At 64.1% G+C, this 23,010-nt stretch carries 25 protein-coding genes; 11 read left to right on the top strand and 14 right to left on the bottom strand.

Translation table 11 applies throughout. The annotated features are described in order from the left end of the window. Positions 1 to 31: 31 nt before the first annotated feature. The 6 genes from P8R33_RS06720 to P8R33_RS06695 all read right to left on the bottom strand — a co-directional run bounded on the left by P8R33_RS06720 (position 32) and on the right by P8R33_RS06695 (position 8,980). A complete protein-coding gene (locus tag P8R33_RS06720; RefSeq protein WP_278328222.1) occupies positions 32 to 973 on the bottom strand; it encodes an NAD(P)/FAD-dependent oxidoreductase in 942 nt (313 codons plus the stop codon). Next, positions 973 to 1,971, bottom strand: coding sequence for an L-histidine N(alpha)-methyltransferase (egtD, locus tag P8R33_RS06715; protein ID WP_278328221.1), 999 nt, complete (start codon positions 1,969 to 1,971; stop codon positions 973 to 975). Before egtD ends, P8R33_RS06720 begins: the two co-directional genes overlap by 1 nt. Beyond that, positions 1,971 to 3,221 carry an ergothioneine biosynthesis protein EgtB gene (gene egtB, locus P8R33_RS06710; RefSeq protein WP_278328220.1) on the bottom strand — a complete coding sequence of 417 codons (1,251 nt, stop codon included), beginning with the start codon at positions 3,219 to 3,221 and terminating at the stop codon, positions 1,971 to 1,973. Before egtB ends, egtD begins: the two co-directional genes overlap by 1 nt. A 112-nt stretch (positions 3,222 to 3,333) precedes the next feature. Next, positions 3,334 to 4,440 carry a GGDEF domain-containing protein gene (locus tag P8R33_RS06705; protein WP_278328219.1) on the bottom strand — a complete coding sequence of 369 codons (1,107 nt, stop codon included), beginning with the start codon at positions 4,438 to 4,440 and terminating at the stop codon, positions 3,334 to 3,336. Positions 4,441 to 4,534: 94 nt separating this feature from the next. Continuing rightward, positions 4,535 to 5,908 (bottom strand): class II 3-deoxy-7-phosphoheptulonate synthase, encoded by a 1,374-nt coding sequence (locus P8R33_RS06700; protein WP_278328218.1) that lies wholly within the window; start codon positions 5,906 to 5,908, stop codon positions 4,535 to 4,537. Between the two features lie 132 nt (positions 5,909 to 6,040). After that, a complete protein-coding gene (locus P8R33_RS06695; RefSeq protein WP_278328217.1) occupies positions 6,041 to 8,980 on the bottom strand; it encodes a M16 family metallopeptidase in 2,940 nt (979 codons plus the stop codon). Between the two features lie 97 nt (positions 8,981 to 9,077). Between P8R33_RS06695 and P8R33_RS06690 the strand changes: the two genes are divergently transcribed. The 7 genes from P8R33_RS06690 (at position 9,078) to P8R33_RS06660 (ending at position 13,342) form a co-directional block, all read left to right on the top strand. Then, complete coding sequence (locus P8R33_RS06690; RefSeq protein ID WP_278328216.1) at positions 9,078 to 9,659, top strand: NifU family protein; 582 nt, start codon at positions 9,078 to 9,080, stop codon at positions 9,657 to 9,659. A 22-nt stretch (positions 9,660 to 9,681) separates the two neighbouring features. Continuing rightward, positions 9,682 to 10,290, top strand: coding sequence for a malonic semialdehyde reductase (locus P8R33_RS06685; RefSeq protein WP_278328215.1), 609 nt, complete (start codon positions 9,682 to 9,684; stop codon positions 10,288 to 10,290). Positions 10,291 to 10,327: 37 nt separating this feature from the next. Next, positions 10,328 to 10,942 (top strand): tRNA (adenosine(37)-N6)-threonylcarbamoyltransferase complex dimerization subunit type 1 TsaB, encoded by a 615-nt coding sequence (gene tsaB, locus P8R33_RS06680; protein WP_278328214.1) that lies wholly within the window; start codon positions 10,328 to 10,330, stop codon positions 10,940 to 10,942. Continuing rightward, a complete protein-coding gene (locus P8R33_RS06675) occupies positions 10,939 to 11,391 on the top strand; it encodes a GNAT family N-acetyltransferase (RefSeq protein WP_278328213.1) in 453 nt (150 codons plus the stop codon). The genes tsaB and P8R33_RS06675 overlap by 4 nt, the downstream gene beginning before the upstream one ends. A 137-nt stretch (positions 11,392 to 11,528) precedes the next feature. Next, positions 11,529 to 11,969, top strand: coding sequence for a Ros/MucR family transcriptional regulator (locus P8R33_RS06670; protein WP_278328212.1), 441 nt, complete (start codon positions 11,529 to 11,531; stop codon positions 11,967 to 11,969). Between the two features lie 73 nt (positions 11,970 to 12,042). Next, a complete protein-coding gene (locus P8R33_RS06665; RefSeq protein WP_221587950.1) occupies positions 12,043 to 12,465 on the top strand; it encodes a Fur family transcriptional regulator in 423 nt (140 codons plus the stop codon). Further along, the gene (locus P8R33_RS06660; protein WP_278328211.1) at positions 12,437 to 13,342 is read left to right on the top strand and encodes a lysophospholipid acyltransferase family protein; all 906 of its coding nucleotides are present in this window, start codon (positions 12,437 to 12,439) and stop codon (positions 13,340 to 13,342) included. Before P8R33_RS06665 ends, P8R33_RS06660 begins: the two co-directional genes overlap by 29 nt. Here the strand turns inward: P8R33_RS06660 and P8R33_RS06655 are convergent. From P8R33_RS06655 to P8R33_RS06635, 5 genes are all read right to left on the bottom strand, one after another. Next, the gene (locus tag P8R33_RS06655) at positions 13,339 to 14,223 is read right to left on the bottom strand and encodes a LysR substrate-binding domain-containing protein (protein WP_278328210.1); all 885 of its coding nucleotides are present in this window, start codon (positions 14,221 to 14,223) and stop codon (positions 13,339 to 13,341) included. The genes P8R33_RS06660 and P8R33_RS06655 overlap by 4 nt on opposite strands. A gap of 70 nt (positions 14,224 to 14,293) precedes the next feature. Next, complete coding sequence (locus tag P8R33_RS06650; protein WP_278328209.1) at positions 14,294 to 15,217, bottom strand: hemolysin family protein; 924 nt, start codon at positions 15,215 to 15,217, stop codon at positions 14,294 to 14,296. Between the two features lie 21 nt (positions 15,218 to 15,238). After that, entirely contained in the window at positions 15,239 to 15,727 is a 489-nt protein-coding gene (ybeY, locus tag P8R33_RS06645; RefSeq protein WP_278328208.1) for an rRNA maturation RNase YbeY, read from the bottom strand. Positions 15,728 to 15,930: 203 nt separating this feature from the next. Then, entirely contained in the window at positions 15,931 to 16,359 is a 429-nt protein-coding gene (locus tag P8R33_RS06640) for a hypothetical protein (RefSeq protein ID WP_278328207.1), read from the bottom strand. A 64-nt stretch (positions 16,360 to 16,423) separates the two neighbouring features. Further along, a complete protein-coding gene (locus P8R33_RS06635) occupies positions 16,424 to 17,467 on the bottom strand; it encodes a PhoH family protein (protein WP_278328206.1) in 1,044 nt (347 codons plus the stop codon). 198 nt (positions 17,468 to 17,665) lie between these two features. On the opposite strand from P8R33_RS06635, the gene P8R33_RS06630 reads away from it, so the two are divergent. Then, complete coding sequence (locus tag P8R33_RS06630; protein WP_278328205.1) at positions 17,666 to 18,559, top strand: hypothetical protein; 894 nt, start codon at positions 17,666 to 17,668, stop codon at positions 18,557 to 18,559. Between the two features lie 15 nt (positions 18,560 to 18,574). Here the strand turns inward: P8R33_RS06630 and miaB are convergent, their stop codons facing one another. Genes miaB through P8R33_RS06615 form a run of 3 tightly spaced genes read right to left on the bottom strand, consistent with a single transcriptional unit; the run spans position 18,575 to position 20,789 of the window. Beyond that, positions 18,575 to 19,918, bottom strand: coding sequence for a tRNA (N6-isopentenyl adenosine(37)-C2)-methylthiotransferase MiaB (gene miaB, locus P8R33_RS06625; RefSeq protein WP_278328204.1), 1,344 nt, complete (start codon positions 19,916 to 19,918; stop codon positions 18,575 to 18,577). 48 nt (positions 19,919 to 19,966) lie between these two features. Beyond that, positions 19,967 to 20,335: a hypothetical protein gene (locus P8R33_RS06620; RefSeq protein ID WP_278328203.1), complete on the bottom strand. Its 369-nt coding sequence runs from the start codon at positions 20,333 to 20,335 to the stop codon at positions 19,967 to 19,969. Beyond that, a complete protein-coding gene (locus P8R33_RS06615) occupies positions 20,328 to 20,789 on the bottom strand; it encodes a peptidylprolyl isomerase (protein WP_278328202.1) in 462 nt (153 codons plus the stop codon). Before P8R33_RS06615 ends, P8R33_RS06620 begins: the two co-directional genes overlap by 8 nt. A 94-nt stretch (positions 20,790 to 20,883) precedes the next feature. Between P8R33_RS06615 and mgtE the strand changes: the two genes are divergently transcribed. From mgtE to P8R33_RS06600, 3 genes are all read left to right on the top strand, one after another. Beyond that, on the top strand, positions 20,884 to 22,344 hold the full coding sequence (mgtE, locus tag P8R33_RS06610; protein ID WP_278328201.1) for a magnesium transporter: 1,461 nt from the start codon (positions 20,884 to 20,886) through the stop codon (positions 22,342 to 22,344). A 30-nt stretch (positions 22,345 to 22,374) separates the two neighbouring features. After that, entirely contained in the window at positions 22,375 to 22,764 is a 390-nt protein-coding gene (locus P8R33_RS06605; protein ID WP_278328200.1) for a DUF1489 family protein, read from the top strand. A gap of 95 nt (positions 22,765 to 22,859) precedes the next feature. Next, entirely contained in the window at positions 22,860 to 22,994 is a 135-nt protein-coding gene (locus P8R33_RS06600; protein WP_278328199.1) for an Entericidin EcnA/B family protein, read from the top strand. The last annotated feature ends 16 nt before the right edge of the window (positions 22,995 to 23,010 follow it).

Here is a 23,010-nt window from a genome sequence, read left to right as displayed (position 1 = left end):
GCGTTGAGCCTGCTTTCCAATGAACGGAAGGCTAGCGGAGAATAGCGCGCGCCAGCCGGGTTCCCGAAAGCCACGCGGCTTCGACACGCGGAGCGATCAACCAGTCGCCTGCGACGCCGATCCGGGCCTCCGCATCCCATAGTGCATCCGGCCCATCGATCGGTTCCGCCATGGCAAACCGCCAGCGGTGTGCGGCCATGTGCAGCGGTGCCTGCGGCATGACCTCAGCTTGATGAAGAAACGCGTCGAGAAGCTGGCCTGCAACGTTCTCGGCCTCTTCCTCCAGATGCGCGAGGGACCAGTCGGGCGAGCCATGGACGACCCAGCTTTCCGATCCGTCGTGGCCCGGCTTGGCTCCGTTGCGCGCAGCCCAGGAGACCGTGTCGCCCTCCCCGCCCCGCAGGACGTCGCCGCACTCCAGCCGTTCGGGGAACTGTGCCATCAAGGCCCAGCACGGGCGGGACTGTGTGCGCCGTGCCCGGTCGGCAAACTCCGCATGAATATCGGCGAGAAGCTCTGCCGCCTGCTCTGCAGGGATGCCGAAGACGACGCTTTCGAACTCGTGAATCTCGTCATCGACATTCAAGCGCCAGCCCTGCTCGCTTTTGACGATGTCGGTAACGCGAGCGGCCCACTGAACCTCGAGCGGCTCGGCCAGGGCCTTGATTGGCGCGTTCATAGCCGGTGTCCCCACCCAAGCATCTTCACCCGCCGCCGGCCACCGTGCGACCACGCTCTCGCGCTCCCACAGCGCCACCTGTTCCTGAAATCCCGTATCGCGCGCGGTGAAATATTGCGCGCCGTGATCGAAACGAACCGTTTCGCCGCCGATTTCGGCACGGCGCGTCGCCATACGCCCGCCCGGCCCACGCCCCTTGTCGAACAGGGTCACCCGCCGTCCGTCGCGTGCGAGCTGCGTAGCGCAGGCCAGCCCGGCCATGCCCGCGCCGACAATCGCGATTGAACGCGGCATTATGGCGCGTCGCGCTGTTCTGTCGCTTGGGCGAGGATCACCGAGAACCGCTCCTCTGCGTCTGTCCAGCGCTTCTGCGGCGTCCACCCGCCTGCCAGCAACAGAGTATTGGCGCTGCGCCGGGTGAACTTGTGGCTGTTCTCAGTGTGGATCGTATCGCCTTTCGCCATCGAGAAACGCTTGCCGGAAACCTCGAAATCGACCGGCTCGGTAGCGAGAAGATGCATTTCGATCCGCGCGAAATCGTCGTTCCAGATCGCTCGATGCTCGAACTTCTCCGTTGCGATCGTCCCGCCAAGTTCGTGATTGATGCGGTGCAACAGATTGCAGTTGAACTTGGCCGTGACGCCTTCTTCGTCGGCATAGGCGGCCTCCAGCACCTCGCGATCCTTTACCAGATCCATGCCGATCAGCAGCATCGGCAGTTGCCCCTCGTCCGCGCCCATGGTGGCACGCATCGACCGCAGCAGGTCGACCGCGGTGCGCGGCACCATGTTGCCGATCGTCGAGCCGGGGAAGAAGCCAAGCTTCCTCAGATGATCGACCTCGTCGGGCAGTTCGACCTTGCGCATGAAATCGGCTTCCACCGGATGGACCGGGAGGCCGGGAAACTTCTCCGACAGCGCAGCCGCCGACTGGCGCAGGAACTCACCGGATATATCGAGCGGGACGTATGCCCCGGGTGCGACCGCCTCCAGCAACAACGGCGTCTTGACCGAGCTGCCGGAGCCGAATTCGACCACCGCGCGATCGGGTCCGACAAGCTCGGCAAATTCGCTGCCACGGTCGCGCAAGATTTCGGTCTCCGCGCGCGTCGGATAATATTCCGGCTGTTTGGTAATGTCCTCGAACAGCTGCGATCCGCGCTCGTCGTAGAACCAGCGCGCGGGGATCGCCTTCTGGCGCTGGGCGAGGCCTTTCAGCACATCGGCACGGAAGGCCTTGTCGACGCCCGTCTCATCGCGATCGACGATGGCGATACCGGTATCGGCTTTCATCAGATATCCTTTGCCAACCGCACGCCGGTGAACTGCCAGCGCTGGTGCGGGTAGAAGAAATTGCGATAGGAGGCGCGCGAATGGCCGCGTGCCGTGGCGCAGCTGGCGCCCTTGAGGACGAACTGCCCGCTCATGAACTTGCCATTGTATTCGCCCACCGCACCCTCGGCCGGCTGGAACCGCGGATAGGGCAGATAGGCGGAGCGGGTAAACTGCCAGCAATCGCCGAACAGGCTGTCGCCCCCAACCGGCAGCGGGGGCGCAGCCTCGACCAGCTGGTTGCCACCGTTCGGATCGTGCGCTGCGGCTTCGCCCTCCTGCCCGCGTGCGATGGCTTCCCATTCGAACTCGGTCGGCAGGCGATGGCCCGCCCAGCTGGCAAAGGCATCCGCCTCGAAATAGGAGAAGTGCGTGACTGGTGCCTCGGGATCGCGCCGTTGCCAGCCGCTATGGGTAAAGTGCTCGTCCTCGTGCCAGTAAAGCGGCGCGCGAACCTTGTTGTCATTCACCCATGCCCAGCCGTCCGACAGCCATAGCGAGGCGGTCTCATAACCGCCGTCGGCGATGAACTCGGCCCATTCGCCATTGGTCACCAATCGCGAAGAGAGCGCGAAGGGTTCCAGCAATACGCGGTGCGCAGGGCCTTCGTTGTCGAACGCGAAGCCTGCTTCCTGATGGCCGATCCGCGCGATCCCGCCAGGGTGCGAATGCCAGTCGTCAACCTGTGCTTGCGCGGCAGCGGCTTTCTCGTCCCACATTGCCGGGCCGAGCGGGTTCTGGAACAGCGCATGCTTGATGTCGGTGAGCAGCAGTTCCTGATGCTGTTGTTCGTGCGACAGGCCAAGCTCGATCAGTGGTGCGAGCTCCTCGCGCTCGAACAGCGGTTCCATCGCGGCATCGACATGGGCGCGCCAGTCGAGGATGTCGGCGACGGTCGGGCGCGACAGCATGCCGCGGGAAAACCGCGCAATCCGCTCGCCCTCGGCCTCGTAATAGGAGTTGAAGACGAAGGGCCAGCGCTCGTCATAGAGCCTGTAGCCATCGAGGTGGTCGCGCAAGAGGAAGGTTTCCCAGAACCACGTCACATGGGCGAGATGCCATTTCGCCGGCGAGGCATCTTCCATCGACTGCAGCGTAGCGTCCGCTTCGGACAGCGGTGCGGCAAGCGCTTCGGTTAGCGCGCGCACGGAGGCGAAGCGCGCGGCGAGCCGCGCATCGGCCTGGGCGGGTACTGGATTTGGGCGTGACATTGGTGCGCCCCCTGATTGCGACGGACGTCAGAATGCGACGACCAGCGCCATACATGGCGCAATCCGTTGGCAGTTTAAAGACTTAGGTTGGCAGTGCCGCGCTGATCCGACGTCATGCGGCCAATCTCACCTGATTCCGGCCTCCGCGCTTCGCTGCGTAGAGCGCTTCGTCCGCGCGGGCGAACAGGGTCAGGCTGGTATCGCCCGGCCCCAAAGCCGCGTGCCCGACACTTACGGTGACGGACGGCGCGTCCGCCATTCGCGTGCCATGATCGATTGCCAGTCGCAGCCTTTCGGCCGCAGCGGACGCGGCGCGGCCATTGGCGCCTGGCAAGATCATCAGAAACTCCTCGCCCCCGACGCGCGCGGCGAATTGACCGTCGCGCTTCTGCCGCCGGATGATCGAGCCGATCTCCGCCAGTACCAGATCGCCTTGGGTATGCCCGTGGGTGTCGTTGACGGCCTTGAAGTGGTCAACATCGAATACGAGCAGCGCCAGCGGATCGCCGCTCTGCCGTGCGCACATGATCTCGCGGTCCAGCGCCTGCATAGCGCTGCGGCGATTGGCGAGCCCTGTCAGCGCGTCGGTATTGGCCAATTGCCGCGCCTCATCCGCCTCGCGCACGGCAGTGGCGCGCTCCTGTTCGATGCGGGCAACCTGCGAATATTCTTCGGTCACATCGCGCACGACCATCAGCACCTGTTCGCACACCCCCTGGGGCGAGAACATATTGCGCGCTTGGGCGCGCAGCAGCCGGGTGCCTAGTTGCGGGTTCTCGATTTCGAACTCCACGGCATAGGTCTCGCGGTCCTTCGCATGGCCGGCGAGCGTCGCCTGCATCTGCTGAAGTCCCTGCGGCATGAGCGACTGGAGACAGGCCGCATCGGGCGCGGTCATCGGAGGCAGTCCGGCAATGCGGCAGAATTCGCGCGACCAGCGATGGCGCTCGGTGGCAGGGTCGAAGCTCCACCGCCCGATGCCGGCGAGTTCGTCTGCCAGGCTGGTGTTCAGGGGTTGCTGGGGACGTGGTGGGCAGAGCGCTGAGGCGGAATTGCGCTTGGCGTGCCGGTGGATCAATGCGCCAAGCACTACGAGCGCTGTGAGCATCGACCACAATGGGGCACCGGCATCACCCGCCGCCACCATCGTTACGGAGGCAGCACAGACCAGCAGCCAAACCGTCGCCATTAATGCAGTATCGACCCGGCTCGTCGGCATCGGCGCACGATCTCCTTTCGCAGCGCCGGGAGTAGGCGAGCGTCGGGAAATGCGGCGCAAACCGCAGTTAGGGGATAATGCCTAACGCAGCCGCTCAGGCGGCGTCGGCGCGGCGGACGGCGTGCTCCTCGTTGAGCATTTCGGCAATCAGGAAGGCCAGCTCCAGCGATTGCGCCGCATTTAGGCGGGGATCGCAATGCGTGTGATAGCGATCTTTGAGCGCCTCGTCGGTGATGGCGACCGCGCCGCCAACGCATTCGGTCACGTCCTGACCGGTCATCTCGACATGGATGCCGCCCGGATGCGTCCCTTCGGCGCGGTGGACGGCGAAGAAGCCCTTCACCTCGGTAAGGATGCGGTCGAAAGGCCGCGTCTTGTAGCCGCTTTCCGATTTCACGACATTGCCGTGCATCGGATCGCAGCTCCACACGACCGGATGGCCTTCCGACTTCACCGCGCGCACGAGGCGTGGCAGGCCGTCTTCGACCTTGTCGTGGCCGAAGCGGCTGATCAGCGTGATACGGCCCGGCTCGCGCGCCGGATTGAGCGTGTCGAGCAGATGCAGCAGATCGTCCGTTTCCAGGCTCGGCCCGCATTTCATGCCCAGCGGATTGCCGATTCCGCGCGCGAATTCGATGTGCGCGCTATCGCGGAAGCGGGTGCGGTCGCCGATCCAGACCATATGCGCACTGGTATCGTACCAGTCGCCGGTCAGGCTGTCGCGGCGGGTCAACGCCTGCTCATAGGGGAGCAGCAGCGCTTCGTGGCTGGTGTAGAAGCTAGTGCCGCGCAATTGCGGCAGCGTCTCGGGCGTGATCCCGCAGGCTTCCATGAAATCGAGCGCCTCGCCGATGCGGTCGGCGACGTCTTTGAACTTGTCCGCCCAGGGGCTGCGGCCCATGAATTCGAGCGTCCACTGGTGAACCTGACGCAGGTTCGCATAGCCGCCGCCGGCGAAGGCGCGCAGCAGATTGAGTGTGGCGGCAGCCTGCGAATAGGCGCGCACCATGCGCTGGGGATCGTTGGTCCGGCTGGCTTCGTCGAAATCGATGCCGTTGATATTGTCGCCGAAATAGCTCGGCAGGGTAATGCCGTCCTGCGTTTCGGTGTTCGAACTGCGCGGCTTGGCGAACTGGCCCGCCATCCGCCCCACCTTCACCACCGGCTTCTTGCTGGCGAAGGTCATGACGACCGCCATCTGCAGCAGTACGCGGAAGGTGTCGCGGATATTGTTCGGGTGGAATTCGGCGAAGCTTTCGGCGCAGTCGCCGCCCTGCAACAGGAAGGCCTTGCCCTCGGCCACCTCGGCGAGATCGGCCTTGAGCGCCCGCGCCTCGCCCGCGAAGACGAGCGGGGGATGCGTTTCGAGCGCCGTTGTCGCCGCATCGAGCGCCGCGGCGTCGAGATATTCGGGCAGATGCCGTGCCTCGAAGCTCTTCCAGCTATCCGGTGCCCAGTTCGTCGTCATTCATAATTCCAGTTGCGGCGCGGAATCGCGCCAGTTCTATCCGCTTATCGCAGACGAACGGGCTTCATGCCGCAAGCAGCTTTTGCTTGGCCAGTCCAAAAACCCGATTGCTGTGACCGGAGAGGGATCCGCCTAGCGGCCAGCCTCGGCGGGCGCGCTCGTAACGCGCGTCGCCAATTCCTGTCCCTCGGGGATCACCGCCATGCGCCAACCGCGCTTGTCGCCGAAATACTTCTGCGCCAGCGCCTGCATCCGCTCCGGCGTCGTCTGCGTGAGGTCGTTCAGCAGCGAGCGCAACAGGCCGATGCGGGCCGGGTCCTGCGTCGATCCTTCCAGCTGGAACAGCCAGAACAGGTTCCCGGTCGACACGCGGTTTACATATTGCAGCAACGGCTCGGTTACGCGCTGGAGCTCGTCCGCGCTGGGCGGCGTAGTCGCGAGATCCTGGCCGATTGTGTCCGCGGCGGCGAAGAAGGCGGGCACGTCCTCGGGCCGCAGCTGGGCAAAGGCGGTGATCCGCCCCCCGCTTTCGACATCCGTCGGCCACTGGCTGTTGATCACCGGCGCATAGCTCGCCCCCGCCCGCTCGCGCATCGCGTCCATTAAGCGATTGTTGAACACCTGCGTCAGGATTTCGAGCTGGCGCGATTCAGGCAGGCCGTCGACGCCCGCGCCGCTCGGCCAGGCAATGACGGCAGCGGCCTGGTTGGCATCGCCGTTATGGTACCGCACCACGGTCTCGCCAGGTTCGGGGAAGCCGAAGCCTTCGTTGGCGACGTCGGGCGAAAGCTCCCCGCGCTGGTCGAGCGCACCGAAGGTCCGCGTCAATGCTGCGATCCCCTCGGCCTTGTCGAAATCGCCAAATACCAACACCTCGATCGGGCCGTTTTTGAGCAGCGGTTCCCAGACTTCTCGGAAACCTTCCGGCGTCGTCGCGGCGATCGCGGCGGGGTCGGCCACTTCGAAGCGGCCGTCCTTGTCGCGCAGGAGGTATTCGAGGTCGCGATTGATCACGCCCGCCGGATTGGCGGCATAGCTTTCATAGGCTAGCCGCGCCGCAGCCTTGGCGCGCTCGACCGGGTTCGGGTCCCAGCGCGGCATCGCGAATTTGGCCGCGAAGATATAGAGCTGGTCGGCCAGATCCTGCTTACGGGTCTGCGCGAACAGGGTGAAGGCCCCGTCGGTGATGTCGAAATCGAAGCCCATGCGGCGTCCGGTGGAAATCCGGTCGAGTTCTTCCTGTCCCAGCTCGCCAACGCCCGATCCGACCAGCGCCATGCGGCCAAGCATTGCGTAGGCGGCCTCGTCCTCGGCAATCGCGCGCCAGCCGCCGCCGAAGCGCACCTTGACCGCGACACGGCCCGGTTCTGCATCATTGGCCCACAAAATGGCCTTCACACCATTGGCGAAGTCGACCCGCTCGATATCGAGCACGCCGAGCGGACCCTGCTGGGCGATCGTGCCCGGTTCGCCGATGGCAGGCAGGTCCGCGAAGGAAATATCCTGCGCCGCAATCCGCGCGTCCGAAGCCGCCTCGACCGGAGCCAGCATGGCGGTGCGGATTTCCGCATCGCTCGCCTCGCCCGTTTCCGGCGTTACATAGGCCGCGCGAATGACCGGGCCGGCGAACAGCTTGCGGGTCTGTTCGAGCATCTGCTCCGGTGTGACCTTCTCGCGCATCGAGTTGAATACTGTCAGCACCGTCTCCGGTGCGGCGACGGTTTCACGGATATCGACCGCATTGACGATATCGTCTGCCAGCCGCGCACCCGCCATTACGCGGCGCTGCTCGACCGAGCTTGCGAAGATGGATTCGAATTCCGCCAGCTCGCGGTCGATCTCTTCCTGCGTCGGCGGATTGGCCAGCGCATCGGCGATCACGCCGCGCACGTCGGCGAGCGCCGCTTCCCAATCCTCGGAAAGCGGCGCGAAGGATACGAAGGTCGCATCGGTGGAGCGGCTGACATCGTCCTGCGCGACCTGCGCGTAAAGATAGCTGCCGCCCGCACGCGCCCGCGCTTCGAGCCGCCGATTGATCAGCGCCTGTGCCAGGCTGTCGCGCAGCAGCCCTTCGTTATAGACGATCGTATCGTTCACCGGACGCCACGGACGCATCACGGCATAGGTGAAGCTACGCTGCAGACCCGGCGCGACGATGCCTGCGACTTCGCCCACCGGATTGGCGGGATCGGCTCCGGGAGGTGCGACGGGATCGCCGAAATCGGGGGCGGGAGTCGCCGCGCCCTCGCCCTGCCAGTCGCCGAACCATTTCTCGACTTCGGCGGCAAGTTGCATCGGATCGAGATCGCCGACCGCGACGATCACGGTGTTCTCGGGGCGATACCAACGCTCGTAAAACGCGCCGACCGAAGCGCCGGTCGCGCCGTTCAACGTCGCTTCGGTTCCGATCGGCAGGCGATTGGCAAGCTTCTGGCCAGCGAACAGCGTCTCGCGTGTCTGCTCGGCAGCACGCTGCTGCGGGCCGCCCCGCTCGCGCTTCTCGGCGAGCACGATGGGCACTTCGGCCTGCACATTGGCATCGCTCAGCACCGGCGCACGAACCATGCCGGAGAGAATTTTCATGCTCTCGGCCAGCTTGGCCTCGTCCACATTTGGCAAGTCGAGCTTGTAGACCGTGTGCGTGGGGCTGGTTTCGGCATTGGTATCGCTGCCGAAGGTGGCACCGAGCCGCTGCCAGGTCGGGATCGCCATCGCCGGGCCGAGATATTGGCTTTCGCGGAACAGAAGATGCTCGAGCAAGTGGGCATAGCCCTGCTCGCTATCTTCCTCATGCAGCGACCCGGCATCGATGCGCACGCGGATCGAAACCTGGTCGGGCGGGACACCATTATTGCGCACGGCATAGCGCAGGCCATTGGGCAGTTCGCCGAAGGTCCATTCCTCATCACGCGGAACGTCGCTGCCCTCGTAAATCCACGGGGTCTCGCCCTCTTCCGTCAGATATTGCGGTGTCGGCGGGGCCGGGTCCTGCGCAACCGCAAGCTGCGGTGCCAGCAGGGCAAGGGGGAGGACAAGCGCGAGACGCCGGACGGCGCGCGGAAGAATAGCCATGGCGGGGATATAGGGAGCCTTGGTCTGAAGGGACAGTGAACATCGGCAAAAAGCTTCTTCGCTTGTGGCCGGTTCCCGCTATCCCTAAATAGCTGCCATGTTCATCGAAACCGAAACCACGCCCAATCCCTCCAGCCTCAAGTTCCTGCCCGGCAAGACGGTGATGAGATCCGGCACCCGCGAATTCGCCACGCCAGAAGCAGCGGAGGCAAGCCCGCTGGCCCAAGCGATCTTCGATCTGGGCGATGTGACCAACGTGTTCTTCGGCGGCGATTTCATCACTGTCACCGCAGCACCCGGCGTCAGCTGGACCGACCTGAAGCCGCAGGTCGTCGCCATCCTGCTCGACCATTTCGTGTCAGAAGCGCCGCTGTTCATGCCCGGTAGCGCAGGCGGCATCAGCGTGCCGGCGGAAGACGAAAGCATGCTGGTCGAGGAGCGCGACGAGGATTCCGACATCATCGCTCAGATCAACGAACTGCTGGAAACTCGTGTGCGCCCGGCTGTTGCGGGTGATGGCGGCGACATCCAGTATCGCGGCTATCGCGACGGTATTGTCCATCTGCAGATGCAGGGCGCCTGCTCTGGCTGCCCCTCCTCCACCGCCACGCTCAAGCACGGTATCGAAGGCCTGCTGAAACATTATGTCCCGGAGGTCGTTGAAGTCCGCGCAGCCTGACCGGCCCAGACAAGAGGATTTCATGACCAAGCAATTCCACGACAACACGCTCTCCGCCGACGCGCTCGACCAGATTTTCCGCGAGGCGCGCAGCTATAACGGCTGGCTCGACAAGCCGGTGAGCGAAGAGCAGATTCAGGCGATCTACGAATTGCTGAAAATGGGCCCGACCTCGGCAAACATGCAGCCGGGCCGGTTCGTCTGGTGCATGTCGCAGGAATCGCGCGACAAGCTTGCCGAATGCGCGAGCGAAGGGAACCAGGAAAAGATCAAGACCGCGCCGGTCGTCGTCGTCATCGGCTACGACATCGACTTTCACGAGGAACTGCCCTGGCTGTTCCCGCATACCGATGCCAAGAGCTGGTTCGAAGGCGACGAGGACGGCCGTATCGAAGGCGCAAAGCGCAACTCGGCGCTGCAGGGTGCCTATCTGATGATCGCCGCGCGCGCGCAGGGGCTCGATTGCGGGCCGATGTCGGGCGTGGACCTCGACAAGGTGACCGAGGCTTTCTTCGCCGACAGCCCGCGCCACAAGGCGGATTGGGTCTGCGCCATCGGCTATGGAGACGAAACGACGATCTTCGGCCGCAGCCCGCGTCCCGATTTCGAGAAGTTCAACCGCATCGCCTGACTTGAAGCGCAGCCGCGCCTGAGGCAGGGCGGCGGGGATGCGTATTCTCGCGATAGAAACGGCGACCGAAGCCTGCTCGGTGGCGCTTTTCGATGACGCAAAGCTCGTCGAGGCGCGGCACGAGGTTCTGGGGCGCGGCCATGCCGAACGGCTGGTGCCGATGATCGCCGAACTGCCCGGGAAGGGCCGTGCGGATCGCATCCTCGTGTCGCTTGGTCCGGGTAGCTTTACCGGCGTGCGGATCGGACTTGCGGTGGCGCGAGCGCTCGGCATCGCCTGGGGAGCCGAGGTGCTCGGCTATCCGACGCTGGAGCTGATCGCCGCAATCGCGGGTGCGGATCACGCCGAGCCGGTTAGCATCTGCATGAACGGGGGCCACGGCGAGTGGTTCGTCCAGAATTACGATGGCTATGGACAGGCCGAGGACGAGGTTCGATCACTTGTGCCCGACGCGGCAACGCAGGCCGCTCGCCACCGCGTCCTGGTCGGCAATCGCGCCAAGGAGCTGGCAGCGTTGTTGGAAAAGGATACGCTTGTGCTGGAGCTGACACCGGATGCCCGTGCGGCATATTTGCTCCACGAAAGCAGCCTCACCTCCGATCTGGCGCCCCTCTACGGTCGGGGGCCGGACGCGAAGCTTCCTAGTAAATGAACGAGATCGACAAGTTGATGGCAGTCATGGATGCTGCCTTCGACCCGCATTGGCGCGAAGCGTGGACGCGGGCGCAGGTCGAGGGGTCGCTCGCCCTGCCCCATACTTATGCCTTGCTGTGCAACGTCCGAGGCGACGCCATCGGCGCAGACGAGGAAGCCGCCGGGTTCGTTCTCGCCCGCCGCGCACCGGGGGAGGAAGAATTGCTGCTCGTTGCGGTCCACCCCGACCATCGCGGCAAAGGCCTAGGCCGCCAATTACTCGAACAATTCTTCGAGAGTGCCCGCAATGGCGGCGCGGAGCAGGTATTCCTGGAAATGCGCGCCAATAACCCGGCCGAGCAACTCTATCGCGCAGTCGGGTTCGAACCGATCGGTCGGCGGCCTGCCTATTACCGCACTCTCGATGGCCAGACCCTGGATGCCATCACCTTCGGTCGAAAGTTGTAAATACACGCCAATTCACTTGTATATTTGCGTCAAAATAATCCTGTGAACTGGACGCTTTACCTTCTCTTGTCGATTTTATACAATGTTGCCTACCGGAGGGTAGCATCAATAAGACAGGCTGAAGGGAGCCTTGCCGAATGGACACTATCGAAACCGACATGACCGAAACGCTGATCACGCTGACCTCGGATATTGTCGCTGCACACGTGAGCAACAATAGCGTGGCCGTCGAGGACGTGCCGACGCTTATTTCCAATGTCTATTCAGCCCTTTCCGGCCTCGACGGCGCAGGCTCCGCCGCCGAACCCACTCCCGATCCCGCTGTTTCGGTCCGTTCTTCGGTAAAGAAGGACCATCTGGTCTGCCTCGACTGCGGCAAGAAGATGAAAATGCTCAAGCGGCACTTGTCGACCGAGCATGACATGACGCCGGAAGACTATCGAGCGCGTTGGGGACTGTCGGCCGATTATCCGATGGTCGCGCCGGACTATGCCGCCACCCGCCGCGACCTTGCGGTGAAGATCGGCCTTGGCCGCAAGCCCGGCCAGAAGCGCGGTCGCAAGAAGAAGAGCGCATAAAGCCCTTCGGTTCGCCTTGAGGAAGACGCCCCGGCCCGATAAGGGTACGGGGCGTTTTTCAATCGGGAAGCAAATGCACCAGAAAATCGATCTCGAGCAATTGTGTGCCGACAAGGGCCTGCGCATTACCGAACAGCGGCGGGTTATCGCGCGCGTCCTGTCGGAAAGCGACGACCACCCCGATGTCGAACTGCTCCACGAGCGCGCCAACAAGATCGATTCCGGCATTTCGATCGCGACGGTCTATCGCACCGTTCGTTTGTTCGAAGAGGCAGGGATCCTCGACCGCCACGATTTCGGCGACGGGCGCGCGCGCTACGAAGCGGCGCCCGAAGCCCACCACGATCACCTGATCGACGTGGAAACGGGTAAAGTTATCGAATTCGTCGACCCCGAAATCGAGGCATTGCAGAAGCAGATCGCCGAGAAGCTCGGCTACCGCCTCGTCGACCATCGCCTGGAACTCTATGGCGTCCGGCTCGACCGCGAGAGCTGAGCGGCGCCTCGCACGTTATACCGAGCGCAGGCTGGCCGCTGCGCGCGGAGAAAAGGTGCCACTGACCGCGGTCGGCTGGGTGCGGTTCACGTTACGGGCGCTCGGCATCCTCGCCCTGCTGATCGTGTTCGTGCCGCTGCACTATCTCTACCGCATCTTCGCCTATGGTTCGCCCTTCCCCATGCTGTTCCTGCGCTACACGGCGCGAGTAATCGGAGCGCGGGTCACTATCGTAGGCACGCCGCTGCGGCGGGACGTTTTCTTCATCTCCAATCACCTGTCGTGGGTCGACATCCTCGCCTCTGCGGGAGCCAGCGGCACCGCCTTCGTCGCCAAACAGGAACTGGCGGAGGTGCCGGTGATCGGCTGGCTGTGCCGCCTCAATCGCACAGTCTTCGTGAAGCGCGAGAACCGCCTGGGCGTGGCCGAACAAATCAATGCGCTGAAGGAAGCGCTGCAGGACAATTGGTCGGTCACGGTCTTTCCCGAGGGCACGGTGACGGACGGACAGTCGTTGCTACCGTTCAAGTCCTCTATGCTGTCGGTTCTGGAACCGCCGCCGCCCGGTGTCCTCGTCCAGCCGGTGATGCTCGACTATGGCGAAAATGCCGAGGAAATCGGCTGGGTCGGCGACGAAAGCGGATTGCACAATGCGATGCGCGTCATGGCACGCAAGGGCACCTTTCCCCTGCGTATCAACTACCTCGAGCCGTTCAGTCCGGAGGACCATCGCGGACGCAAGGCGATTGCGGCCAAGGCGCGAGAGGAGATCGAGGAAGCGCTGGTTGCCGCACTCGGCAGGCCACTGCGCGATTTCCAGCATGTCGTCGATGCGGTGCGCTATCGCCCCAAGGACGGCGGCGCGGACGCGCCCTAGAGTTCGGCGCCGATCAGCCAGTCGTGGAACAGCCGCACGGGACGCTCTTCCAGTGCGGTCGGTTTGCACACGAACCAGTAGCTATAGGGGCTTTCCACATCGACATCGAACAGGCGGGCGAGCCGGTTGTCGTGAGCGCGGCGCAAGTGGTCGTCATGCATGATCGCAATGCCGAGGCCCTGCGCGGCCGCTTCCAGCATGATCTGCCCTGAATCGAAGTGATCGATTGCTGCAGGCTCTAGATCGGGCATGCCGATCTCCTGCCGCCAGGCGACGAAGCTTTCGGACAGTTCGTTGTGGATCAGGAAGGTCTGTTTTGCGAGCTTGTCCTGATCGGGATTGTCGCCCAGCTTCTCCTGCAAACCGCGACTGCAGATGGCATGGACCTTGTTGTAGTCCAGTCGCACGGCATGCAGGCCCCGCTCCGGCCCGCGCGACAGGATGATGGCGGCATCGAGGAGGTCGCCGACACGATCTTCGAGATGCGCGCCCGTATCGATATCGATGTGCAGCAGCGGATGGCGCGCGCGCAATTCGCCGAGCTTGGGGAACAGGCGCTGAGTGCCGAACAGCGGCAGCACGCCAAGGCGCAACCGAAGTAACGAGAGATTGTCGGACTGGCTCTCCACCGCCCGCGCAAGTGCCTCCAGCTGCGGATTCACCGCCTCGTAGAACGCATGCCCGTCGTCGGTCAGCTGCATCGACTGCCGTGCACGCGTGAACAGCTTCTTGCCCACGAATTCCTCGAGGTTTCCGATCCGCCGAGACAGGGCCGAGGGGCTGAGGCCCAGTTCCTCCGCCGCCGCCCGGGCGGAACCCAGCCGGACGGTGCGCACGAAAGCTTCGAGCGCACGCAGGGGGGGAAGTCGCCGGGTTGCCATGATGCTTGCTAGCTATGGACGGGACGCGCGCCTGTCGAGGGCGAATGTGCGGATTCGTGCAACAATGCGATCAGTCGCTTTCGCCCTCGTCCTCGCTGGCAGGCTCGTGCAGGCGAAGGCGCTTCACATGCGTCTCGTCGCCATCGGTGACCTCGATCCGCCAGCCGCTCGGATGCGCGACCACCGTGCCGACCTGCGGCACCTGTTCCGCCAGCACGAAGGCGAGGCCGCCCAGCGTATCGACCGATTCCTCGACCTCGGCGAGCGCGGGATCGACCTGCTCGGCCACATCGTCCAGCTCGGCGCGAGCGTCGCAATCCCACATCCCGGCGCCGATCGGCACGATCCATTCCTCGGGTGCGTCGTCGTGCTCGTCCTCGATCTCGCCGACGATTTCCTCGACCAGATCCTCGATCGTGATGATCCCGTCTGTGCCGGAGAACTCGTCCACCACCACTGCCAGGTGCATCCGCTGGGCGCGCATATCGGCCAGCACATCGAGCGCGTTGCGCGTCTGCGGCACGTAGAGCGGCTGGCGCATCAGCACGGTCCAGTCCGCCGGCGGTTCGTCTCCGCGCGCGAGATAGGGGAACACGTCTTTCAGGTGGACCATGCCGATCACATGGTCGAGCTGGTCGCGATAGACGGGCATGCGCGAATGGCCGTGTTCGGCAAAGGTCTCCACCAGCTCGTCCCAGCTCGCGGTGGCGTTCATCGCGATGATCTCGCCGCGCGGCACGGCGACGTCGTCGGCATCGTGTTCGGAGAAGTGCAGCAGGTTGCGCAGCATCTGGCGCTCGACCTGCGAGAGGTCGCCCGTGCCGCTATGCTCGGGCTCGTCCTCGCCGTTCTCGTCCTCGTGCTCGTCGATAGCTTCTTCCAGCTGCGCGCGCAGGCTGCGCTCGCCGCCGTCGGGATCGAACATTTTCCGGATTGCGAGCCACAGCCCGCTTCTACTCTCCGCGTCTCCGGCGGGTGATGACGAATCGGGCATGGCCCTAACAATGCGCTCCCATCAGTTGCGATCCCCATATGGGTCGGCGATGCCCATTTTTGCAAGAGCGGCGATCTCGAGCGTTTCCATGGCCTCTGCCTGCGCGTCGCTATCGACATGGTCGTGCCCCGCGAGATGGAGCAGGCCGTGGACGATCAGATGGGCGATGTGATGTTCGAGACTGACGCCCTTCTCCGCCGCTTCCCGCGCGCAGGTTTCATGAGCAATCGCTATGTCACCGAGCATCTCGGGCGGGCCGTCGGGCGCGAGCGCGAGTAGGTCGTCGCGCTCCAACATGGGGAAGCTGAGCACATTGGTCGGCTTGTCCTTGCCGCGCCATTCGCGGTTGAGATCGTGCACCTGCTTGTCGCTGGTGAAGAGCAGCGAGGCGGTCAATCGCTCACTCGCCAACAACGGCTCCACCATCGCTGCAGCTTGGACCGCACGCTCGGCAAGGCCCTCCCAGTCCAGCGCCTCCGTCCACCCATCCAGTGCGACATCAAGGTCCATCAGCCCGCCGATTTCCGAGACATGGACCGCATGTTACACTGTCCAATGGGGAAAAACCTGCCCTCCATTCGCGGGATGCAAACTGATGGGAGCGTGCAGGGGAAACCGTAGGCCATCTGCGTCATCTAGCGGAGCATCCGAAGGTAGGAAAGCGGCGGCTGGCGCCGTCGGCTATTGGGTGGGAAGCGGACGCTGATCGTCCATCAATATCGCGATCTATGGCGAATTGACTGGTCACCTGCGGCATTGTCACCACACGCCCACAGGTCCAAATCGTCATTTGCAATGTGATAGGTTGCAAAGGCCGCAAAGTAAGAACGGCTATCAAAAAAACCGAAATTGGATTGCCCTTTGACGTATATCCCGCCTGGTAGGTCATCCCAACCAGCCTCTTGAACGCTGATATCGATCAGCTCCCGATTTTCTTCTCCGTCTCGCATCCCATAGCGATACTCTCTGCGCATCGTCGCGATATCTTTGAGGCAGGGGTCACGTGATAGTCGCTCTTCGAGTTCAAGAATTAACCGAAGTGGAGGCCCATCCGTCGTCTCAAGAGCTACATTATTGTTGGGTGCAGGTGAACACGCTGCGACGGACAAAACGCACGCATACGTTAGAGGGAAGCGTCTCATGGGACGCGAAACTAACTATTCGCAACAATGTCCGCAATCGAGTCGTTAGCGGACATTTGCCGCCCTACCCTCCGGGCCCCTCATACGCCTCGACGATCCGCCCCACGATCGGGTGGCGGACCACATCTGCTGCCGTAAACCGGATTGTGCCGAAACCCTCGACGCCTTCCAGCTTGCCGACCGCATCGGCGAGGCCGCTCATGCCGCCGCCGCCGGGGATGTCGACCTGGTTCGGGTCGCCGCAGATGACCATGCGGCTGTTCTGGCCGAAGCGGGTGAGGAACATCTTCATCTGCTCGCGCGTGGTGTTCTGCGCTTCGTCGAGGATCACGAAGGCATCGGCCAGCGTGCGCCCGCGCATGAAGGCGATGGGCGCGATCTCGATCTCGCCCGAAGCAAGCCGCCGCTCGACCTGTTCGGGCGGCATGCAGTCGTAGAGCGCATCGTAGAGCGGCCGCAGGTATGGATCGACCTTTTCCTTCATGTCGCCGGGCAGGAAGCCGAGCTTCTCGCCCGCCTCCACCGCCGGACGGCTGAGGATCAGCCGCTGCACGCTGCCGGTGATCAGCTGCGCCACGGCCTGCGCCACGGCGAGATAGGTCTTGCCGGTGCCTGCGGGACCGAGCGCGAAGATGATGTCGTCGCGCACCAGGCTGCGCATGTAGGTCGCCTGCATCGCGCTGCGCGGGACGATGGTCTTGCGCCGGGTGCGGATCATGATCGGCGGGGCGTTCTTGCCCTTGCCCGGTTCGGCATCGACGATCCCGTCGAGCGTGGGCTCGTCCGACATGGCGATCAGCGCCTCGATCGCGCCGCCGTCGAGCTCCTGCCCGATGGCGAGCCGGTCGTACATCGCCTTTAAAACGTCGCGCGCGCGGGCGACGCTGTCTTCGGGGCCTTCGATATGGAGCTGGTTGCCGCGGGCCGAGATGAACACGCCGAGCCGGTTTTCCACCTGCACCAGATTCGCATCGAACTGGCCGAACAGCGCGCCGAGCAGGCTCTGGTTGTCGAAGCTGATATCGACCTGCGCGCGGCGAACCTCGCGCTGCGGACTGGGCGGCGGGGTGAAGGACCTGGCGTCCTTCGGTGCGGGTTTACGGGCCATGCGCTCCTTTCGTGTACGAGTCGGAAATGTAGGCCCGATTATGGCGCGCGCAAGCTGGAGGCCCCCTCCGGATGGTGGATAGTAATATCGATGTCATCCGGTTGTGCGTTGATCAGTTGCGCAAGTCGTTGGTCGAACGGCTGGGGCATCTGCCGAAAACGGTTTGGCTTTCTGCCGTGGGAATACTGGAATAGCGCCATGAAAAAGCTCACGATCTGCTCCGCCATCGCTCTTTGCCTGTCCAGCGCTGCCCCCCTGATGGCGCAGGACGCGGATCCTGCCGAAGAAGTCATCATCGTGACGGGCGAGCGCGAGCAGGAGGCCATGGAGCGGGTCGAGGGCATGACCCGGGCCATCACTCGCCGCCCCCGCGTCGACAAGCCGCTGGCCCGCCAGTACGGCCAGATTTGCGTCGGCGTGATGGGCATGGATCCCGCCTATGCAGGCGTGCTGATCGACCGGATCGAGGCCAATGCGCGGCGGCTCGACATCGCGATTGCCGGCGAAGGATGCCGAGTGAATACGCTGGTCGCCTTCGTGGACGACGGCCCCGAGGAAGTGAAGCAGCTGCGCAAGGACGCGCCCTGGCTGTTTTCTACGCTGCTCGATTACGAATACGACCGGATCCTGCGCGGCAGCGGCGGGGCGCATGCATGGCATTCGACCGAAGAGAGAGAGGTCGACGGCAAGCAGCTGGCCGTGATCGAGGTCGGCGATCCGCCGCGTCAGGTTAAGGCGGGCGATCCCTTCAACGCCACGCGAATGGCCCAGCAGATCCGCATGGACATGATCGGCTCGGTCGTGCTGATGGAACGCGCGCTGGTGCCGGGCAAGACGCTGCAGCAGCTGGCGGATTACGCCTCCATGCGCAGTTTCGCCTCGATCGACGATATGGCGTCCGACGGTCCGGACACGACGCCGACGATCCTGTCGCTATTCCTCGACGCCGATGCCGCGCCGCAGGAAATGACCGAATTCGACTGGGCCTATCTCCAAGCGCTTTACCGGTTGCCGCGCACGGCGCGCGGCGAGCAGATCCACGACGCCGCCTGGTCGGAATACCGCAAGAAGGTGATCCGCGCGAAGGATTGACGCGCTGGCAGAAGCTCAGGCAGCGACGCGTTCGCGCAGCTTCGCGCTGAGCGAGTTCGGGCCCGCTTCGAGCAGTTCGACCTGCACGAGGTCGCCGATCGCCACATCGCCCTCGAACCAGGCGCTTTGCAGCCACGGGGTCTTGCCGAGCCACTGGCCCTCGTGCTTGCCCTTACGCTCGACAAGGACTTCGCAGGCGCGCCCGACGCTCGACTCGTTGAAGGCCAGCTGGTCGCGGTTGAGCGCAGCCTGGAGGCGCTGGAGGCGCTCGTCCATGACCTCTTTCGCGACCTGACCGTCCATCGTAGCGGCGGGCGTGCCGGGACGCGGCGAGTATTTGAAGCTGAAGGCCTGTGCGTATCGGACCTCGTCCACCAGCGCGAGGGTTTCTGCGAACTCGGCATCGGTTTCGCCGGGGAAGCCGACGATGAAGTCGCCCGATAGCGCGAGGTCGGGCCGCGCGGCGCGGAAACGCTCGAGCAGGCGGAGATAGCTTTCCGCCGTGTGGCTGCGGTTCATGGCCTTCAGCACTCGGTCGCTGCCCGCCTGCACCGGCAGGTGGAGGAAGGGCATGAGCTTGTCGATCTCGCCATGCGCGGCGATCAGGGCGTCGTCCATGTCGGCGGGGTGGCTGGTGGTGTAGCGAATGCGGGCGAGGCCATCGACCTTGGCGAGGTCGCGGATCAGGCCCGCGAGGCCGACTGTGTGGCCCTTCTCGTCCTCGCCCGACCATGCGCTGACGTTCTGGCCCAGCAGCGTGATTTCCTTCGCGCCCGCATCGACCAGCTTCCGCGCCTCGGTGACGAGGTCCGCATAGGGACGGCTGATTTCCGCGCCGCGGGTATAGGGCACCACGCAATAGGTGCAGAACTTGTCGCAGCCTTCCTGAACGGTGAGGAAGGCAGCGGGGTTCACACGGCGGCGCTCGGGCAGTGCGGCGAACTTGGCGATGGCGGGCATGTCGGTGTCGGTCGCCCGCTTGCCCTGCACCGCCCTGTCGAGCATGTCGGGCAGGCGATGATAGGCCTGCGGGCCGACGACCATGCTGACCGCCGGGGAGCGCTTCATGATCTCCTCGCCCTCGGCCTGCGCAACGCAGCCCGCGACCGCGATCAACGGCTCCTTGCCCGCCTCGCGCCCCGCCTTGGTCAGGCGGCCGATGTCCGAATAGACCTTCTCCGCCGCCTTCTCGCGGATGTGGCAGGTATTGAGCACGACGAGGTCGGCCTCCTCGCCCTCTGCCGCAGGTACGATGCCCCGCTCGCCCAGCATCTCGGCCATGCGCTCGCCGTCATAGACGTTCATCTGGCAGCCGAAGCTCTTGACCCTGTAGGTCTTGGGGGAATTGGTCGGTTTCATGGGAGGAGGCGCTTTAGCTTCTGGAATCCAACTTTTCAATCCGACGCATCATGGGCCGGTGTGGCCAAACACGCCCCAAATTTCCGTTATTTTGCCTTCGCTCTCACGCCACCTGACCGACCAAAGCGTATGGACGGGAAATCGGTCGTTCCGATAATCGAGTGTTCGAAACTTCTCTTTCTCAAACGTGCTTTCTTCAAAGCCCTGCTCAAGAAGTTCCGACGTCATCAAATCCACGGACGAACCTACGGCGAACCGATCCCTGATCCGAGCGTCGAACGCTTCCTGACCTTCGATTGCTGACTGCGTAAGACCCTCACCTATCTCGGGAATTTTCGGCTTACCCACACCGCATGAGGCCAGCACGACCGAAGCCGCGCTGGCCATCAATGCAAAAGCTTTGCGGAGATTACCCAACAGTCGCCTTCACGATCTTGCCCGGGTTTGCCGGCGGCTCGCCCTTGGGCAGCGCGTCGACGTGTTCCATGCCGCTCTCGACCTGGCCCCAGACGGTGTACTGGCCGTCGAGGAATTCGGCGTCGTCGAAGCAGATGAAGAACTGGCTGTTGGCGCTGTCGGGCACTTGGGTGCGGGCCATCGAGCAGGTGCCGCGGGTGTGCGGCTCGCTGTTGAATTCGGCCTTGAGGTCGGGCTTGTCGCTGCCCGACATGCCGGTGCCGGTCGGATCGCCGCCCTGCGCCATGAAGCCGGGGATGACGCGGTGGAAGACCACGCCGTCGTAAAAGCCCTCGTTTGCCAGCGTGGTGATGCGCTCGACATGGTTCGGCGCAAGGTCGGGGCGCAGCTTGATCACCACGTCCTTGTTCTCACCGTCGCCGGTGTCGAGGGTGAAGGTCAACTTGTCGGCCATTGTTCGTCTCCTGTATTTCGGTTGGCGCCTCCCTAGCAAACGCAGCGCCTGTGTCACGGCTTGCTTTTCGAGAGCCTGTGCCTAGAGCGAGCGCATGAGCGAGAGCGACCGCGCCCCCCAGTCCATTGGCGACGAAGACGGTTTCCTGCTGGCGCGCGAGCCGGAGGAGGAGGCGCGCCCGGACGACCGCATCGACGACGAGCGGATGGACGAGGAGAACACGCTCAAGAAGGAATATGTCGAAAGCGTCGAGGAAGCGCTGGACGAAGGCGACACGGCGCGCGTTTACGACCTTGTCGAACCGCTCCACCCCGCCGACATCGCCGACCTTCTCGAGCTGTTCGAGCGCGAGGAACGCTACCAGCTCGCCGAGGCCATCACCGACCTGATGACGTCGGACGTGGTCGCCGAGCTCAACGACTACGTCCGCGAGGACATGATGGAAGCGCTGCCGCCCGAGGCAGTCGCGCAGATCGTCGACCAGCTGGAAACCGACGATGCGGTCCAGCTGATCGAGGATCTCGACGAGGCCGACCAGCGCGCCATCCTGGCCGAGGTCGAGCTGGAAGACCGGATCGCGATCCAGTCCGCGCTCTCCTATCCGGAGGAAACCGCCGGCCGTCTGATGAGCCGCGACCTCGTGGCGGTGCCGGAACACCTGACCGTCGGCGACCTGATCGATTATCTGCGCGACGGGCGCGAGCTGCCGGACGAATTCTACGAAATCTTCGTGGTGGACGAGAAGCACCATCCGGTCGGCACCTGTGCGCTCAGCTGGGTGCTGCGCGCCCCGCGCGCCATCGCGCTGGCCGATGTGATGAAGCGCGACCAGACGCTGATCCCCGTCCTGCTCGACCAGGAAGAGGTCGGCCTGATGTTCCAGAAGTACAACCTCATCAGCGCCGCCGTGGTGGACGACGACGGGCGACTGGTCGGCCAAATGACGGTGGACGACGTGGTTCACATCATCTCCGAAGAAGCGGGCGAGGACGCGCTGCTGATGAGCGGCGCGGGCGAAGGCGACATCAACGAGCCGATCCGCGAGGCCTACTCCGCCCGCGTGCGCTGGCTGGTCGCGAACCTTGGCACGGCGCTGGTCGCATCGCTGATCATTGCGCTGTTCGGCGCAGCGATCGAGCAACTGGTGGCGCTGGCCGTGCTGATGCCGATCGTCGCCAGCATCGGCGGCAATGCGGGCACGCAGACCATGGCGGTGACGGTGCGCGCCATCGCCACCAACCAGCTCACCCGCAGCAACACGCGGCGCATCTTGTGGCGCGAGATGCGCGTAGCCATGCTCAACGGCGCGACCATCGCCGTGCTGATCGGCGCGGCGACCGCGGCGATCTTCACGCCGTTGCTTGGCATCGTGATTGCACTCGCCATGGTGATCAACGTGGCGGTTGCGGGGCTCGCGGGTGTGCTGGTTCCCGTCGCTTTCGAGAGGCTCGACCAGGACCCGGCCGTGGCGAGCAGCGTGTTCGTGACGATGATCACCGACTCGATGGGTTTCTTCGCCTTCCTCGGCCTGGCGGTGGCGCTGGGGGTGGTTTGACTCGGGGGCAGCACCCCCTACATCCATCCCATGCCGCTCCACCTGACCAAGATCGCTTTCGGTGCGCAATCCTATGACGACATCGAAAGCTGGTACGCGCAGCGGCGCAGCCCGAACCTGACCACCCGCTATCGCCCGACCAAATGGGAGCAGTGCGTCGGCGGCTCGCTCTACTGGATACACCAGCACAGTATCGTCGCGCGCAGCGAGATCCTCGGGTTCAGCGAGACGAAAACCGGACGCTGGTCGATCGATCTCAAGCCCGAACTCGTCCGCGTCTACCCGCGCCCCAAACGCGCCCATCAGGGCTGGCGTTATCTCAAGGGCGAACCGCCGCGCGATCTGGAAGAGGGTGAGGATATCGGCGACGCCCTGCCCGGCAAGCTCGCCGGAAAGCTGGAACGGCTCGGCTTGATCTAAGGCCCTGCCTGCCACTCCGTTGGAACGGCTTGCTCGATAAGTTGTTGATTGCCCGTCGCCCGGACAATTTCGCCCGGCGCCAGGGGAGTATGACAATGAAAAAACGTGTCCTGACCATTTTCGCATTCGGCGCCGCCGCGCTGCTGTCGGCCTGCAATACCGTCGACGGTATCGGCGAAGACGTCGAATCCGTGGGCGATTGCGCCGACGGTGTGGAAGGCAACTGCTGACCAGCGGCGACAAGCC

The organism is Qipengyuania flavescens, from assembly GCF_029688735.1.
Lineage (GTDB): Bacteria > Pseudomonadota > Alphaproteobacteria > Sphingomonadales > Sphingomonadaceae > Qipengyuania.
The sequence above is the reverse complement of the archived record's forward strand: the minus strand, read 5'-3'. Positions and strand labels throughout refer to the sequence as shown.

Excerpts from the sequence above, each read along its gene's own strand:
- P8R33_RS06720 (WP_278328222.1), bottom strand. The coding sequence starts at position 973 with ATGCCGCGTTCAATCGCGATTGTCGGCGCGGGCATGGCCGGGCTGGCC.
- egtD (WP_278328221.1), bottom strand. The coding sequence starts at position 1,971 with ATGAAAGCCGATACCGGTATCGCCATCGTCGATCGCGATGAGACGGGC.
- egtB (WP_278328220.1), bottom strand. The coding sequence starts at position 3,221 with ATGTCACGCCCAAATCCAGTACCCGCCCAGGCCGATGCGCGGCTCGCC.
- P8R33_RS06705 (WP_278328219.1), bottom strand. The coding sequence starts at position 4,440 with ATGCCGACGAGCCGGGTCGATACTGCATTAATGGCGACGGTTTGGCTG.
- P8R33_RS06700 (WP_278328218.1), bottom strand. The coding sequence starts at position 5,908 with ATGACGACGAACTGGGCACCGGATAGCTGGAAGAGCTTCGAGGCACGG.
- P8R33_RS06695 (WP_278328217.1), bottom strand. The coding sequence starts at position 8,980 with ATGGCTATTCTTCCGCGCGCCGTCCGGCGTCTCGCGCTTGTCCTCCCC.
- P8R33_RS06690 (WP_278328216.1), top strand. The coding sequence starts at position 9,078 with ATGTTCATCGAAACCGAAACCACGCCCAATCCCTCCAGCCTCAAGTTC.
- P8R33_RS06685 (WP_278328215.1), top strand. The coding sequence starts at position 9,682 with ATGACCAAGCAATTCCACGACAACACGCTCTCCGCCGACGCGCTCGAC.
- tsaB (WP_278328214.1), top strand. The coding sequence starts at position 10,328 with ATGCGTATTCTCGCGATAGAAACGGCGACCGAAGCCTGCTCGGTGGCG.
- P8R33_RS06675 (WP_278328213.1), top strand. The coding sequence starts at position 10,939 with ATGAACGAGATCGACAAGTTGATGGCAGTCATGGATGCTGCCTTCGAC.
- P8R33_RS06670 (WP_278328212.1), top strand. The coding sequence starts at position 11,529 with ATGGACACTATCGAAACCGACATGACCGAAACGCTGATCACGCTGACC.
- P8R33_RS06665 (WP_221587950.1), top strand. The coding sequence starts at position 12,043 with ATGCACCAGAAAATCGATCTCGAGCAATTGTGTGCCGACAAGGGCCTG.
- P8R33_RS06660 (WP_278328211.1), top strand. The coding sequence starts at position 12,437 with ATGGCGTCCGGCTCGACCGCGAGAGCTGAGCGGCGCCTCGCACGTTAT.
- P8R33_RS06655 (WP_278328210.1), bottom strand. The coding sequence starts at position 14,223 with ATGGCAACCCGGCGACTTCCCCCCCTGCGTGCGCTCGAAGCTTTCGTG.
- P8R33_RS06650 (WP_278328209.1), bottom strand. The coding sequence starts at position 15,217 with ATGCCCGATTCGTCATCACCCGCCGGAGACGCGGAGAGTAGAAGCGGG.
- ybeY (WP_278328208.1), bottom strand. The coding sequence starts at position 15,727 with ATGGACCTTGATGTCGCACTGGATGGGTGGACGGAGGCGCTGGACTGG.
- P8R33_RS06640 (WP_278328207.1), bottom strand. The coding sequence starts at position 16,359 with ATGAGACGCTTCCCTCTAACGTATGCGTGCGTTTTGTCCGTCGCAGCG.
- P8R33_RS06635 (WP_278328206.1), bottom strand. The coding sequence starts at position 17,467 with ATGGCCCGTAAACCCGCACCGAAGGACGCCAGGTCCTTCACCCCGCCG.
- P8R33_RS06630 (WP_278328205.1), top strand. The coding sequence starts at position 17,666 with ATGAAAAAGCTCACGATCTGCTCCGCCATCGCTCTTTGCCTGTCCAGC.
- miaB (WP_278328204.1), bottom strand. The coding sequence starts at position 19,918 with ATGAAACCGACCAATTCCCCCAAGACCTACAGGGTCAAGAGCTTCGGC.
- P8R33_RS06615 (WP_278328202.1), bottom strand. The coding sequence starts at position 20,789 with ATGGCCGACAAGTTGACCTTCACCCTCGACACCGGCGACGGTGAGAAC.
- mgtE (WP_278328201.1), top strand. The coding sequence starts at position 20,884 with ATGAGCGAGAGCGACCGCGCCCCCCAGTCCATTGGCGACGAAGACGGT.
- P8R33_RS06605 (WP_278328200.1), top strand. The coding sequence starts at position 22,375 with ATGCCGCTCCACCTGACCAAGATCGCTTTCGGTGCGCAATCCTATGAC.
- P8R33_RS06600 (WP_278328199.1), top strand. The coding sequence starts at position 22,860 with ATGAAAAAACGTGTCCTGACCATTTTCGCATTCGGCGCCGCCGCGCTG.